This window comes from Nonomuraea sp. NPDC023979 (assembly GCF_040639085.1).
GTDB classification, from domain to species: domain Bacteria; phylum Actinomycetota; class Actinomycetes; order Streptosporangiales; family Streptosporangiaceae; genus Nonomuraea; species Nonomuraea ceibae.
The window spans coordinates 198,658-212,288 of record NZ_JBEZZG010000010.1 but is presented as its reverse complement, the minus strand read 5'-3'; the positions used below and the strand labels follow the sequence as shown (position 1 = coordinate 212,288).

Annotated in this window: 15 protein-coding genes and 1 tRNA gene; 10 read left to right on the top strand and 6 right to left on the bottom strand. The window is 70.6% G+C overall.

What is annotated here, in order from left to right; translation table 11 throughout:
* Positions 1-37: 37 nt before the first annotated feature.
* The 4 genes from AB0G11_RS20350 to AB0G11_RS20335 form a co-directional block, all read right to left on the bottom strand.
* Positions 38-1,162: a helix-turn-helix domain-containing protein gene (locus AB0G11_RS20350; RefSeq protein WP_219517489.1), complete on the bottom strand. Its 1,125-nt coding sequence runs from the start codon at positions 1,160-1,162 to the stop codon at positions 38-40.
* A 71-nt stretch (positions 1,163-1,233) separates the two neighbouring features.
* Positions 1,234-1,671, bottom strand: a complete 438-nt coding sequence (locus tag AB0G11_RS20345; RefSeq protein ID WP_308126177.1) for a DUF350 domain-containing protein — start codon at positions 1,669-1,671, stop codon at positions 1,234-1,236.
* A 2-nt stretch (positions 1,672-1,673) separates the two neighbouring features.
* Entirely contained in the window at positions 1,674-2,816 is a 1,143-nt protein-coding gene (locus AB0G11_RS20340; protein ID WP_357587416.1) for a glutathionylspermidine synthase family protein, read from the bottom strand.
* A gap of 3 nt (positions 2,817-2,819) precedes the next feature.
* Positions 2,820-3,206, bottom strand: coding sequence for a hypothetical protein (locus AB0G11_RS20335; RefSeq protein WP_219517471.1), 387 nt, complete (start codon positions 3,204-3,206; stop codon positions 2,820-2,822).
* Between the two features lie 109 nt (positions 3,207-3,315).
* Between AB0G11_RS20335 and AB0G11_RS20330 the strand changes: the two genes are divergently transcribed.
* The 3 genes from AB0G11_RS20330 to AB0G11_RS20320 all read left to right on the top strand — a co-directional run bounded on the left by AB0G11_RS20330 (position 3,316) and on the right by AB0G11_RS20320 (position 5,583).
* Complete coding sequence (locus tag AB0G11_RS20330) at positions 3,316-4,335, top strand: PHP domain-containing protein (protein WP_357587414.1); 1,020 nt, start codon at positions 3,316-3,318, stop codon at positions 4,333-4,335.
* 68 nt (positions 4,336-4,403) lie between these two features.
* On the top strand, positions 4,404-5,129 hold the full coding sequence (locus AB0G11_RS20325; RefSeq protein ID WP_357587412.1) for a YafY family protein: 726 nt from the start codon (positions 4,404-4,406) through the stop codon (positions 5,127-5,129).
* 91 nt (positions 5,130-5,220) lie between these two features.
* Positions 5,221-5,583, top strand: a complete 363-nt coding sequence (locus AB0G11_RS20320) for a VOC family protein (RefSeq protein WP_219517465.1) — start codon at positions 5,221-5,223, stop codon at positions 5,581-5,583.
* A 165-nt stretch (positions 5,584-5,748) separates the two neighbouring features.
* On the opposite strand, the gene AB0G11_RS20315 is transcribed toward AB0G11_RS20320, so the two are convergent.
* Both AB0G11_RS20315 and aceE read right to left on the bottom strand, forming a co-directional pair.
* The gene (locus tag AB0G11_RS20315) at positions 5,749-7,245 is read right to left on the bottom strand and encodes an alpha/beta hydrolase (protein WP_357587410.1); all 1,497 of its coding nucleotides are present in this window, start codon (positions 7,243-7,245) and stop codon (positions 5,749-5,751) included.
* A 109-nt stretch (positions 7,246-7,354) separates the two neighbouring features.
* Positions 7,355-10,102 (bottom strand): pyruvate dehydrogenase (acetyl-transferring), homodimeric type, encoded by a 2,748-nt coding sequence (gene aceE / locus AB0G11_RS20310; protein WP_357587408.1) that lies wholly within the window; start codon positions 10,100-10,102, stop codon positions 7,355-7,357.
* A gap of 443 nt (positions 10,103-10,545) precedes the next feature.
* Between aceE and AB0G11_RS20305 the strand changes: the two genes are divergently transcribed.
* The 7 genes from AB0G11_RS20305 (at position 10,546) to AB0G11_RS20275 (ending at position 13,626) form a co-directional block, all read left to right on the top strand.
* Positions 10,546-10,728, top strand: a complete 183-nt coding sequence (locus AB0G11_RS20305) for a DUF1918 domain-containing protein (RefSeq protein ID WP_219517460.1) — start codon at positions 10,546-10,548, stop codon at positions 10,726-10,728.
* A gap of 9 nt (positions 10,729-10,737) precedes the next feature.
* Positions 10,738-11,145, top strand: coding sequence for a secondary thiamine-phosphate synthase enzyme YjbQ (locus tag AB0G11_RS20300; RefSeq protein WP_219517458.1), 408 nt, complete (start codon positions 10,738-10,740; stop codon positions 11,143-11,145).
* A gap of 117 nt (positions 11,146-11,262) precedes the next feature.
* The gene (locus tag AB0G11_RS20295; protein ID WP_219517457.1) at positions 11,263-11,694 is read left to right on the top strand and encodes a DUF3052 domain-containing protein; all 432 of its coding nucleotides are present in this window, start codon (positions 11,263-11,265) and stop codon (positions 11,692-11,694) included.
* Between the two features lie 49 nt (positions 11,695-11,743).
* Complete coding sequence (locus AB0G11_RS20290) at positions 11,744-12,199, top strand: peroxiredoxin (protein WP_357587406.1); 456 nt, start codon at positions 11,744-11,746, stop codon at positions 12,197-12,199.
* Positions 12,200-12,210: 11 nt separating this feature from the next.
* Complete coding sequence (locus AB0G11_RS20285; protein WP_219517455.1) at positions 12,211-12,531, top strand: hypothetical protein; 321 nt, start codon at positions 12,211-12,213, stop codon at positions 12,529-12,531.
* A 51-nt stretch (positions 12,532-12,582) separates the two neighbouring features.
* Positions 12,583-13,533 (top strand): ROK family protein, encoded by a 951-nt coding sequence (locus tag AB0G11_RS20280; RefSeq protein WP_308126175.1) that lies wholly within the window; start codon positions 12,583-12,585, stop codon positions 13,531-13,533.
* An 18-nt stretch (positions 13,534-13,551) separates the two neighbouring features.
* Positions 13,552-13,626, top strand: a tRNA-Val gene (locus AB0G11_RS20275).
* Positions 13,627-13,631: the final 5 nt, after the last annotated feature.

The window sequence follows — 13,631 nt, the reverse complement described above, 5'->3', positions numbered from 1 at the left end:
GTTTTGTAGGAACCCCACAGTAGGGGTTTCGGGAAGATTACGTTAGGGCCCGCCACATCGCGGCGCTGTCGGCGAGGCGCCCCAGGATGAGCCCCACCTGCAGGGTGAAGGCCGAACGGCCCTCGGTCGGCTGGTAGCCGGTCAGCTCGGTGATCTTCTTGAGCCGGTAGCGGACCGTGTTGGGGTGGACGAACAGCAGTCGCGCGGTCGCCTCCAGCGACGTGCCCTGCTCCAGGTACGTGGCCAGCGTATCGAGCAGCGGGGTGCCCGCGAGGGGCAGATAGACGTTCTCGACGAGCTGCTCCCTGGCGTCCTCGTCGCCGTCGAGCGCCCGCTCGGCCAGCAGGTCCTCGGCGTGCACCGGCCGGGGCGCGTCGGGCCAGCCGGAGGAGGCCTTCAGCCCGGCCAGCGCGGCCCGGGCCGACCGCGCGGCGGCGTGCAGGTCGGGCACCTCGGGGCCGATCACGATCGGGCCCTCGCCGAACCGGGCGACGACCTGCCGGGCCGCGTCGTTCACGCTCTCGGCGCCGCCCACGATCACGATGAGCCGGTCGGCCTGGACACCGGCGAGCAGGTCCATGCCGATGCGGCGGCCCCGCTCGCGCAGCCCGTCGATGACGGCGCGCGGGTCGCCCTCGGGGGCGTGCCCGGCGATCACGACCACCGGCGAGGACGTCCAGCCGAGCGCGGCGGCCCAGGAGTGCAGCCCGTCGTCCACCTCGCCGCGCACCAGCGCGTCGACGATCAGCGCCTCCAGCCGCGCGTCCCAGGAGCCCCGGGCCTCGGCCTCGCGGGCGTAGACGTGCGCGGCGGCGAACGCCACGTCCCGGGTGTAGCGGAGCATCGCCTGCTGGAGCTGGTCCTCGCCGCCGGGCGCGGCCAGCTCGTCGGTCTGCGCCTCGACCACCTGGACGACGACGCGGACGATGTCGACCGTCTGCTGCAGCGAGATCGACCGCTTCAGCTCACGCGGCGCGGTGCCGAAGAACTCGATGCTGGGCGTGGGCCGGTCCTCGCCCGCGTGCTGGAACCACTCGACGAACGCGGCGATGCCCGCCTGCGCCACCAGCCCCACCCAGGAGCGGTCCTCGGCGCTGAGCGCGCGGAACCACGGCAACTGGTCGTCCATCCGCGCCATCGCCGCCGTGCCGAGCGAGCCCATCGCGCGCTCGAGCCTGCGAGTGGTGTCCTCCCGGGTCCGGTCTGTCACGTCTCCTAGAGTGCCAGGTGATTTCAGATGACCGCGACGGCGGTTATCAGGCCGATCGCAATGTGGGTCACCGCGAGGAGCCGGGCGCCCGGCTGCAGCTGAGGCTCCTTGACCAGTTCGCGCACGGAGATGCCGACCACCCGGTCGAACAGCAGCATCGCCAGCGTCTGCACGGCGATGCCGACCAGGCCGAACACCGCGGTGCTCACCAGCCCCTCGGCCAGCCGCCCGCCGGAGCCCCAGATGGAGGCGGCCACGATCAGGCCGACCGCGGCCAGCGCGGAGGTGGCCAGCAGGGTCGCGTTCGGGTTGCGCTCGGTGCGGATGATCTGGCTGAGCTTGCCCGGGGTCGCCAGGTCGATCACGTAGAAGCCGACGATCATCAGGATCACGCCGACGGCGGCGTAGGAGGCGATGGAGCCCGCGCCGCGGGCGAGATGTTCCAGGAACAGGGTGGTCACGGTCACTCGATTCGGTGAGGTACGAAGGAAGAGGTGTCGTCGGTGATCAGGCCGGTCGTCTCCCGGATGCCCAGGCCGGCCGCCTCGTCGGCGACCACCCAGGCGCCCAGGACCGGCCGCTGGCCGCCGAACTCCGGCAACGCCTCGAAGCCCTGGTAGACATACCCCTCCTGGCCATAGGAACCGGGCGTCTCCAGGCCGCCGGACGGCGTGACGATCCGCATCGACGCGCCCTCCCGGCCGAGCAGCGGCTTGGCGATGTACGAGCCGAGGTCGCGGGGGCCGTCGAGGTAGGCGGGCAGCAGGTTGGGATGGCCGGGGAACAGCTCCCACAGCACGGCCAGCAGCGCCTTGTTGGACAGCAGAGCCTTCCACAGCGGCTCGATCCACGTCGCGTGGCGCACCGCGTGGCGGCCGAACGGCTCGGCGAGCATCCACTCCCACGGGTAGAGCTTGAAGGCCGAGCGGATCCTGCGCTCCTCGACGTCGACGAAGCACCGGTTGAGCGAGTCCCAGCCGATGTCCTCCATGGCGACGGCCACGGTCTCCAGCCCGGCCTGCTCGGCGGTCTCCTGGAGGTAGGCCAGCGTCATGGCCTCCTCGCCGGTCTCGTCGCCGTTGGTCCAGGCGAAGTGGGTGGGGCCGGGCGGCAGCGGCATCGCGCGCCAGCGGTCGATGAGCCGCTCGTGCACGGAGTTCCACTGGTCGCCGCCGGGGTGGGTGTCCTGCAGCCAGAACCACTGGATCACCGATGACTCCAGCAGCGAGGTCGGCGTGTCGGCGTTGTACTCCAGCAGCTTGGCCGGCCCGGTGCCGTCGTAGCGCAGGTCGAAGCGGCCGTAGAGGTGGGCGTCGCGCCGCTCCCACGAGCGCGCCACGTCGTCGGCCGCCCACTCCGGGATGGCCAGGTCGGCCAGGCGGCCGGTGGAGACCACGTGCTCGGCGGCCTGGAGGCACATCCCGTGCAGCTCCTCGACCTGCTCCTCCAGCGACTCGACCTCGTCCATGGAGAACACGTAGTGGACCGACTCGTCCCAGTAGGGCCTGCTCAGCCCCTCGGGGTGGGCCGCGCGGTGGTAGGCCAGGCCCTGGCTCTCGATCGTCTTGTCCCAGCCGTCGCGGGGAGCGCCCTGCTCGCGTCGCACCGGTCAGCTCCCGCTGCTGCGGCCGCTGCCGAAGCCGCCGCGCTGGATCTCGCGCCCGGTGCGGGTGGAGATGGTGACGTCGGAGGGGCGCAGCGTGGTGCCGCCGCGCACGCGGGTGCCGTTGCGGACGCCGCCGTAGTACCAGTGGTAGGCGCCCCGCGGCCCGGCGTAGTAGTGGGAGTGGTGGTCGTCGTCGCAGTAGTCCTCGTCCACGACCGGGTAGGAGCCGTCGGGGAGCTGCTGGCTGGTGTCGACGCAGTCGGCGGTGACCTCGTCGTCGTCCTGCGTCGCCGCGCAGTAGCCGACCACCATGACGGACACGACGCCGATGACGGTCAGGGTGATCGCTTTCGACGAGCGCTGTTTCGGTGGGGGCGGCTTGGGGGGCAATCGGGCTCCTTCGTGGGTCGCACAGCCTAGCGGGGGTTCCGGCCGGCCTTCAATCGCCCGTGATCCGACGGTGACCTGGCCCGTTGCCGCTTTTGATATGGATGAACGTATGGAACCGGTCGAAGCGTTCCGGGAAATCGCCTTCCTGCTGGAGCGGGCGGGCGAGCCCGCCTACCGCGTGCGCGCCTTCCGCCGCGCCGCCTCCGTCGTCGCCGACCTGCCCCGCGAAGAGCTCGTACGGCGCGCGGAGTCGGGCGGCCTGGCCGAGCTGCCCGGCATCGGCAAGGTGACCGCGCTGGTGGTCACCGAGGCGCTGGCCGGTCAGGTCCCGACCTATCTGCGCCGGTTGCGCGCCACGGAGGGGGCCGACCTCGACGACGAGACGGCGGCGTTGCGCGCGGCGCTCAAGGGCGACCTGCACAGCCATTCCGACTGGTCCGACGGCGGATCGCCGATCGAGGAGATGGCCGAGGCGGCCGAATCGCTGGGCCACGCCTACCTGGCGCTGACCGACCACTCGCCGCGGCTGACCGTCGCCCGCGGGCTGCCGGCGGCGCGGCTGCGCGAGCAGCTCGACGTGGTGGAGGCGCTCAACGAGCGGCTGGCGCCGTTCCGCATCCTGACGGGCATCGAGGTCGACATCAACCTCGACGGCAGCCTCGACCAGGAGCCGGAGCTGCTGGAACGGCTCGACGTGGTGGTCGCCAGCGTGCACTCCAAGCTGCGCCTGCCCAGCTCCGAGATGACCCGCCGGATGGTGACGGCCGTCGCCAACCCGCTCGTGGACGTGCTCGGCCACTGCACCGGCCGGGTCGTGCAGGCCGGGGGAGCGCGCGGCTCGCGCAGGCCGGAGTCGGAGTTCGAGGCCGACCTGGTCTTCGAGGCGTGCCGGCGGTTCGGGGTCGCCGTCGAGATCAACTCGCGGCCCGACCGGCTCGACCCGCCCAAGCGGCTGCTGCGCCAGGCGTACGAGCAGGGGTGCGTGTTCGCGATCAACTCCGACGCGCACGCGCCCGGCCAGCTCGACTGGCAGCGCTTCGGCTGCGAGCGGGCGGCCAGGTGCGGGATCGAGGCCGGCCGGATCGTCAACACCTGGCCGGTGGACGAACTGCTCGACTGGGCCCGCTGACCCCCTTCCGGACACCCGAAACCCCGGTGCGCTCGGGATTGTCGGTGTCCGCGCGTAGCGTCGCGGGTGTGAACCGTACCGACCGGCTCTACGCGCTCGTCGAGGACCTGCGCGCCATCTCGCCCCGCTGCCGCTCGGCCCGCGAGCTGGCCGGCAGGTTCGAGGTGAGCGTGCGCACGATCGAGCGCGACATCACCGCCCTGCAGGAGTCCGGGGTGCCGATCTACGCCGAGACGGGGCGCAAGGGCGGCTACGCGATCGACAGGAAGATGTCCCTGCCACCGCTCAACTTCACCCCGGCCGAGGCGGTGGCCATCGCGGTGGCGCTCAGCCGGGCCGGCGACCAGCCGTTCGGCCGGCAGGCCCGCAGCGCGTTACGCAAGGTCGTCGCCGCCATGCCCGGCCGCGAGGGCGAGCTGGCCAGGGAGCTGGCGCGACGGGTGGTGCACGTCACCGAGCCCGCCGAGCCGGGCGGCGCCCGGCCGATGGGCGGCGAGGGCATCTCCCGCGCCATCGAGGAGGCGCTGCTGCGCCGCCGGGTGCTCCGGCTCGACTACGCCGACGCCAAGGGCGCGCTGACCTCGCGCGACGTCGAGCCCGGCGTGTTTCTGGGCGGCCGAGGCGGGTTCTGGTATCTGGTGGCGTGGTGCCGGCTCCGTGACGACGTGCGCGTCTTCCGGCTCGACCGCATCGCCGCCGCCTCCGTCACCGCCGAGCGCTGCCCCGACCGGCCGCTGGAGGGCTATGCCACCGACGTCCCCGACATGCTCGTGCACGGCACCGTACTCGATTGAATGCTCGAAAAGTCAAGAGGAAACACCGACATAGGGTTGTCGCCATCACGTTAGATCGTTGTCTTGTTCGAAAGTGATGGAGGAGACGGCGATGGCTGACAACACGGTCAACTGGTTCGAGGTGGCCACCGACGACCCGGAGGGCGCCGAGCGCTTCTACGGCGAGCTGTTCGGCTGGACCTTCGCCCGGGAGGGCGACGGCTCGATGGACTACCGGTTGATCCGCTACCCGGGCGGTGAGCCCGTCGGCGGCCTGTTCGGCACCAAGGGCGAGTTCCCGGCGCACGCGGTCTTCCACGTGCAGGTGGCCGACGTGGCGGAGACCTGCCGGCGCGGCGAGGAGCTGGGCGGCAAGGTGCTGACGAAGGTGGTCGGCGACGCCCCGGGCACCGACTTCGCCTACGTGCGCGACCGGTCGGGCAGCGTCTTCGGCGTCTACCGGCCCCGCGCGTGAGCCGCCCCTGATCGTCGCGGGCCGGGTGCCGCCTTCCCCGCGTCCCGGTCCCGCGCGGGCCGCTCCCGCGAGCGGCCACCCCTGCCCTGGACACGCCGCCGACCGCCGAGTGGCGGCGCGTCCAGGGCCCGGAGCGTCAGGCCCTGAGCGTCAGGTCCGGAGGCGTCAGGCTGCCGGGCAGGAGGCGCCGCGCTCGGGCACCTTGCCCTTGAGCAGGTAGCCGTTCACCAGCTCGGCCACGCACTTGCTGCCCGACAGGTAGGCGCCGTGCCCCTCGCCCTCGTAGGTGACCAGCGTGGCGGTCCTGAGCTGCCTGGTCAGCTTGGGCGCCCACTCGTACGGGGTGGCGGGGTCGTTCTTGCCGCCGACCACGAGGATCGGCGCCGAGCCGGTGGCGTCGACCTTCCTGGCTTCGTCGCTGCCCTTGACCGGCCACACGTCGCACAGCGCGCCCGAGCCCGCGCCGCCGAACAGCGGCGAGATCTTCAGCGAGGCCGTCTCGGTGCGCCGCAGCGTGGCCGCGTCGGGGCGTTCGGCCGTGTCGACGCAGGTGATCGCCGGGAAGCTGGTCGTCTGCGTGGTGTAGGAGCCGTCCTCGCCGCGGCCGGTGTAGGTGTCGGCCAGGTAGAGCAGCGCCGCCCCGTTGCCCTTGAGCGCCTGGCCCAGCGCGCTCTCCAGGAACGGCCACGTCAGCTCCGAGTAGAGGGCGGCGGCGACGCCGGTGGCGGCCAGCCCCTGCGTGAGCTGGCGGTGGTAGACCTTCATCGGCTTGGCGGCCAGGTCGTTCATCAGCTTCTCGACGTTCGCGCCCGCGGTGGCGACGTCGGCGCCGACCTCGCAGGTGTCCTTCACGCAGTCCTTCAGGAAGGCCTCGTACGACTTCTGGAAGCCCTTGGTCTGGGCCAGCGTGCGCTCCTCGAAGGTGACCGTCGGGTCCAGCGGCGCGTCGAGCACCATCCGGCCCACGTTCTCCGGGAACTGCGTGGCGTACACGGCGCCGAGCTGGGTGCCGTAGGACATGCCGACGTAGTTGAGCTTCTCGTCGCCGAGGGCGGTGCGGATGCGGTCCATGTCGCGGGCGGCGTTGGCGGTGCCGACGTACGGCAGGATCTTGCCGGAGTCGCGCGCGCAGAGCTCGGCGAAGCGCCGGTTGGCCGCGTCGATCTCGGCGCGGGTCTGCGCGTTGGCGGGCAGCGTGTCGAGCGAGGTGAAGCGGTCGAGGTCGGCGGTGCCGCCGCAGCGCACGCCCGAGCTGCGCTCGACGCCGCGCGGGTCGAAGCTGATCAGGTCGTAGCGGGCGCGCAGCGCGCCGAGCGCCTTGCCCGCCTGGTCGAGCGTGTCGACGCCGGAGGCGCCGGGGCCGCCGAAGTTGAACAGCAGCGACCCGATCCGCTTCTTCTGGTCGGTCGCCGCGAGCTTGATCAGCGCCAGGTCGATCTTCTCCCCGCCGGGGTCGGAGTAGTTCAGCGGGACGCTCAGCTTGCCGCACCGGACCGTCGCGTCCTTCTCGACGGGCGGTTCGCCGTCGGGGCGGGCCACGTCCGTGCACGGGCCCCACGCGATCTTGTCAGTCTCCGGAATCACATCGGTGGCGGGCTTGGCCGTGCTCACACAACCCGTGGTTGCGGCGGCCAGGACTGCGGCGGCCAGTACGCGGCGCATGCGACATTTCCCCTCGTCAGCTCAGGGGGAAGTAGTGCCCACAATACGTGACGGCCCACCGGAACGGGCGGGACGGCACGGTCGTGCCGTCCCGCCCGTCCGGGTCGTCTCAGACGCCCATCGACTGGGTGTCGTTGCTCTCGGCGCCACCGGCCTCGGTCACGCCGTTCTTCAGGTGGTAGCGGGCGATCGCCTCGCGCAGCACCTCGCCGTCGAGCTCACCCCGCTTGACCAGGCTGGTCAGCACGGCCAGCGTGATCGAGGCGGCGTCGACGTGGAAGTGGCGGCGCAGCGCCGAGCGCGTGTCGGACAGGCCGAACCCGTCGGTGCCCAGCGAGGACCAGTCACCCGGCACCCACTGCGCGATCTGGTCCTGGACGGCCTTCATGTAGTCGCTGACGCCCACGAACGGGCCCTGCGCCTGCGACAGCACCTGCGTCACGTACGGGACGCGCTGCTCGGCGTCGGGGTTGAGCAGGTTGTGCTCCTCGCACGCGAGCGCGTCGCGGCGCAGCTCGGTCCAGGACGTCGCCGACCACACGTCGGCCGACACGCCCCACTCCTCGGCCAGCAGCCGCTGGGCCTCCATCGCCCACGGGCCCGCCACGCCGGAGGACAGGATGTTGGCCTTCGGCCCCTGCGTCTGCGGCCCCTCGGCGAACTTGTAGAGGCCCTTGAGCAGGCCCTCCACGTCGATGCCTTCGGGCTGGGCAGGCTGCAGGTAGGGCTCGTTGTAGACGGTCAGGTAGTAGAACACGTCCTCCGGCTGCTCGCCGTACATGCGCCGCAGGCCGTCCTTGACGATGTGCGCGACCTCGAACGCCCACGACGGGTCGTAGGAGATCGCCGCCGGGTTGGTCGAGGCGATGAGCGGCGTGTGGCCGTCCTCGTGCTGCAGGCCCTCGCCGTTGAGCGTGGTGCGGCCGGCGGTGGCGCCCAGCAGGAAGCCTCGCGTCATCTGGTCGGCCATCTGCCACATCTGGTCGCCGGTGCGCTGCCAGCCGAACATCGAGTAGAAGATGTAGATCGGGATCATGTGCTCGCCGTGCGTGGCGTACGAGGTGCCGACGGCGATCGCCGAGGCCATCGAGCCCGACTCGCTGATGCCCTCGTGCAGGATCTGGCCCTGCACCGACTCCTTGTACGACAGCAGCAGCTCCCTGTCGACGGCCTCGTACGTCTGGCCGTGCGGCGAGTAGATCTTCGCCGTGGGGAACATCGCGTCGAGGCCGAACGTACGGGCCTCGTCGGGGATGATCGGCACGAACCGGTGGCCGATCTCCTTGTCGCGCATGAGGTCCTTGAGCAGCCGCACGAACGCCATCGTGGTGGCGACCTGCTGCTTGCCCGAGCCCTTGGCGAACGTCTGGTAGGCGGCGTCGCCGGGCAGCTTGACCGGCTTGGCGCGCACGACGCGCTTGGGCAGCACGCCGCCGAGCGCGGCGCGGCGCTCCTTCATGTACGCGATCTCGGGGTCGTTCTCGCCCGGGTGGAAGTACGGCGGCAGGTCGCCTTCCAGCGCCGAGTCCGGGATCGGCAGGTAGAGCCGGTCGCGGAACTCCTTGAGCTCGGCCTTGGTGAGCTTCTTCATCTGGTGGGTGGCGTTGCGCGCCTCGAAGTCCTTGCCGAGCGTCCAGCCCTTGATGGTCTGGGCCAGGATGACCGTCGGCTGGCCGACGTGCTCGCGCGCGGCCTTGAACGCCGCGTAGACCTTGTGGTAGTCGTGCCCGCCGCGCGACAGCTTGCGGATGTCGTCGTCGGTCAGGTGCTCGACCATCTTGCGCAGGCGCGGGTCGCCGCCGAAGAAGTTCTCCCGGATGTAGCCGCCCGACTCGACCGAGTAGGTCTGGAACTGGCCGTCGGGGGTGGTGTTCATCTGGTTGACGAGCACGCCGTCGACGTCGGCCGCGAGCAGCGGGTCCCAGTCGCGGCCCCAGACGACCTTGATGACATTCCAGCCGGCGCCGCGGAAGTAGGACTCCAGCTCCTGGATGATCTTGCCGTTGCCGCGCACCGGGCCGTCGAGCCGCTGCAGGTTGCAGTTGATGACGAAGGTGAGGTTGTCGAGCTCCTCGCGCGCGGCCACGCCGATGGCGCCGAGCGACTCGGGCTCGTCCATCTCGCCGTCGCCCAGGAACGCCCATACGTGGCTGCGGCTGGTGTCCTTGATCTGGCGGTTGAGTAGGTAGCGGTTGAACCGCGCCTGGTAGATCGCCCCGATCGGCCCCAGACCCATCGAGACCGTGGGGAACTCCCAGAAGTCAGGCATGAGCCGCGGATGCGGGTAGGAGGGCAGGCCGTGGAAGCCGTGCGACAGCTCCTGGCGGAAGGCGTCGAGCTGGGCCTCGTTGAGGCGGCCCTCCAGGAAGGCGCGGGCGTAGATGCCCGGCGCGGCGTGACCCTGGAAGAAGACCTGGTCGCCCGACTCGCCGTGGTCCTTGCCGCGGAAGAAGTGGTTGAAGCCGACCTCGTACAGGGAGGCGGCCGAGGCGTAGGTGGCGATGTGGCCGCCCACGTTGGTGCGGGCGTTGGCGCGCGAGACCATGATCGCCGCGTTCCAGCGGATGTAGGCCCGGATGCGCCGCTCGACGTGCTCGTCGCCGGGGAACCAGGGCTCGCGCTCCGGCGGGATCGTGTTGATGTAGTCGGTGCTGCGCAGGCCCGGCACGCCGACCTGGTGCTCGCGCGCCCGCTCCAGCATGCGGAGCATCAGGTAGCGGGCTCTGGTGCGGCCCTCCGTCTTGACGACGTTGTCGAGGGACTCGAGCCACTCGTTGGTCTCACTGGGGTCGACATCAGGCAGCTGGCTGGGTAGGCCGTCGCTGATGATCGAGAAACGCTGGCGTCCGGAAGCCACTGGGTCTCGCCTTCCGAGGATGACTGATGTCTGGTCTGGGTCGCTTTCCATCCTGGTCGCTCGGCGTAGAAAGTGCATCTCTACTCACCGGTAACCAGGGTGTCGCGGCTGGCAGGGGTACTACTGGTGGCCTAGACCACCGATGGTAGGACGAATCAACCGCATAGGTTACATCCGTCCCGCATTTTAACAAGACGGGAAAAGCTACAAATTTTTGCCTTGTGCCCCTGAGTATCCCCCGGCGGGGTGGCCGCGTCACTCCCGGGGAGGGGGCAAGTGCCGCGCGGAGTCTAACGGCAGGCGTCCGGGACCCTCCGGCGCCTCTCTTACGGGCGTTCTCAGCGAACTCTCAGGTAACGGTTCGGTCATGATTGCGGCCGTTGTCGCGCCGCTCCGGCCGCCGCCCTCTTTTCGTACGGCCGCGTCCGTACGAGGCTGTAGCTATGAATGCGACGGTAGGAGACCGGCTCCTCGTGCACGGGAACACCGTTGGCGAAAGGGACCGGAGCGGAGTGATCATCGAGGTCCAGGGCGCCGACGGCGGCCCTCCGTACATCGTGCGCTTCGACGACGGGCACACCGGGCTGGTGTTTCCCGGCCCTGATGCCGTCATTGTGCCTCAGTAGAATTTCCCTGTGAGATCAGAACTCATCTCCGTGGCCACGGGTTCACGCGAGACGGTGCACGACATCACCGGGGAATGCGCCGAATTCGTCCGCGCGCGGGGTGACGACGGGCTGCTGCACGTCTTCGTCCCGCACGCGACGGCCGGCGTGGCGCTGCTGGAGCTCGGCTCCGGCAGCGACGACGACCTGCTGTCCGCGCTGCGTGACCTGCTGCCGGCCGACGACCGGTGGCGCCACGCCCACGGCTCGCGCGGTCACGGCAGGTCACACGTGATGCCCGCGTTCATTCCGCCGTACGTCACGGTCCCCGTGCTGGGCGGCAGATTGGCGCTGGGCACCTGGCAGTCCATCGCGCTGGTGGACCTGAATGTCGACAACCCGCAACGCCAGGTTCGGCTGTCGTTTTTGTCTGATTGATTCTGGCCGAGTAGGGCCGTACCCGTGGCGACCGTTGACGACTGAGGGTCACAGCGTGTGGACTGTCCCGAAGCGATAAACCGCATATGCGGGGCCACTCAAGCAGGAGGGATAAACGTGAGCGCGACCGCGGGTCAGGCGCAGGGCGAGCGCGGCCTGGCCGAACGACTCGGCCTCAAGCCGGGTCAGGTGGTGCAGGAGATCGGCTGGGACGAGGACGTCGATGACGAGCTTCGCGATTCCATCGAGGACCTGACCGGCAACGAACTGCTGGACGAAGACACCGACGACGTCGTCGACGTGGTGCTGCTGTGGTGGCGCGACGGCGACGGGGACCTGTTCGACGTCCTGAGCGGCGATGCCATGCGAGCACTCGCCGACGGTGGCCAGATCTGGTTGCTGACTCCGAAGGCCGGGCGCGAGGGCCACGTGGAGCCGAGCGACATCGGGGAGGATGCCACTACGGCCGGTCTATCGCAGACCAGCAGCATCTCCGCGGCCCCCGACTGGTCGGGGACCAGGCTCGTCGCCCCGAAGGGCCGGCGGTAGGAGCCTGACGACAGGAGCGCGGACGCCAGCCGTACGGCAGGATGGAACCGTGAACGGGCATCCTGCCGGGGTCGGCGCCCCGGCTCCCGAATTCGAGCTGCGGGACCAGCACGGCACTCCGGTGAGGCTTTCTCAGTTCCGGGGCAGGAAGGTCGTGCTGGTCTTCTACCCGCTGGCGTTCAGCGGCGTGTGCCACCGCGAGCTGTCCGATCTGCGTGACTTCGCCGCGGGTGACGCGCAGATCCTCACCGTCTCGGTCGACTCGATGTTCACGCATCGTGCCTGGGCGGACCAGGAGGGTTACGTTTTTCCCCTGCTCTCCGATTTCTGGCCACATGGACAGGTGGCGCGGGCGTACGGTGTGTTCGACGAGACGAAGGGCGTCGCGCGGCGGGGCACCTTCGTCATCGACGGCGAGGGCGTGATCCGCTGGTCGGTGGTCAATCCGGCCGGTGAGGCGCGTGACGTCGCCGACTACGCCAAGGCGCTCGCCGACATCTCGTAACGGAGGAAACGATGCCCTGCTACCGCTGCGGGGCCCGGCAGACCGACCCCGTCCGCGGGGCCAGCCCCTGGAAGCGCGCGGTGCGCCGGGAGCGGCAGGTGCTCATCTGCCCGGACTGTCAACGCCTGCACGACCTCGACCTGGAATCGTGCGGCTCGTGCGGGTCCACGTCGATGATCTGCCGGCTCGGCGAGGTCGAGTGCCGTTCCTGCGGCGCCGTCCGCACCGCCCGTGCCCTGGTCGACCCCGAGGCGCTGATCGGCTCCGGCGCTCCGCCCGGGCTGTCCGCGGAGGTCGAGGCGGCGCTCAACCGGGTGCTCGGACGCGCCTGATCTTGCAGGACTTTTCCAGACATTTGCTGAGCTGCGCTATCGTTCCGTTTCGTGTCCTCAACTAGTTCGTTCGTCGTCGCGCTGGACGTCGGTGGCACGTCCATGAAGGGCGGCCTGGTCAGCGAGACCGGCACCGTGCTGCTGAGCGAGCGCCGCTCCACCCCGCGCGCCGAAGGGCCCGAGGCGGTCGTCGCCGCCATCCGCGCCTTCATAAGCCACCTCGCCGCCTCCGGCGACGGCACGCCCGCGGGCGTCGGCCTGGCCGTCCCCGGCCTGGTCTCCGAGGACACGGCCCTCTACGCCGCCAACCTTGGCTGGAGCGAGGTCCCCGCCACCGACTTCACCGAACTCGACGTGCCCGTCATCCTCGGCCACGACGTCCGCACCGGCGGCCTCGCCGAAAGCGTCCTCGGCGCCGGGCGCGGCGTGCCCGACTTCCTCTTCCTCCCCATCGGCACCGGCATCGCCGGCGCCATGATCATCCACGGCGAGCCGTACGGCGGCGCGTCCGGCTGGGGCGGCGAGATCGGCCACATCCCCGTCTTCCCCGACGGCGAACAGTGCGCCTGCGGCCAGCTCGGCTGCCTGGAGACCTACGCCTCCGCCGCCTCCGTCGGCCGCCGCTACAGCCAGCGCGCCGGCGTCGAAGGCGTACGCGCCGAACAGGTCGTCGCCTCCGACGACCCCGTCGCCATCGAGGTCTGGGACGACGCCGTCGAAGCCCTCTCCCTGGCGCTGGCCACGTACACGCTCCTGCTGGACCCCTCGATGATCGTCCTCGGCGGCGGCCTGGCCGAGGCGGGACCCGCCCTGTTCGATCCGGTTCGTACGCGTCTCGTCAAGCGCCTCACGTTCCGCGACGCCCCGCCGCTGCTGCCGGCCGCCCTGGGTGTCGACGCCGGCATGCTCGGCGCCGCCCTCCTCGGCTGGCGCGCCGCCGGCCGCCCGGACCTGGGCGCCGGATGGGACGTGGAGGTGCGATCGGCTCCGTTGGTGTCGTAAGGTGTAGTGCCGATCAGGGGGCGGTTAGCTCAGCGGTAGAGCACTCGCCTTACAAGCGAGGGGTCACTGGTTCGAACCCAGTACCGCCCACCAGGTAA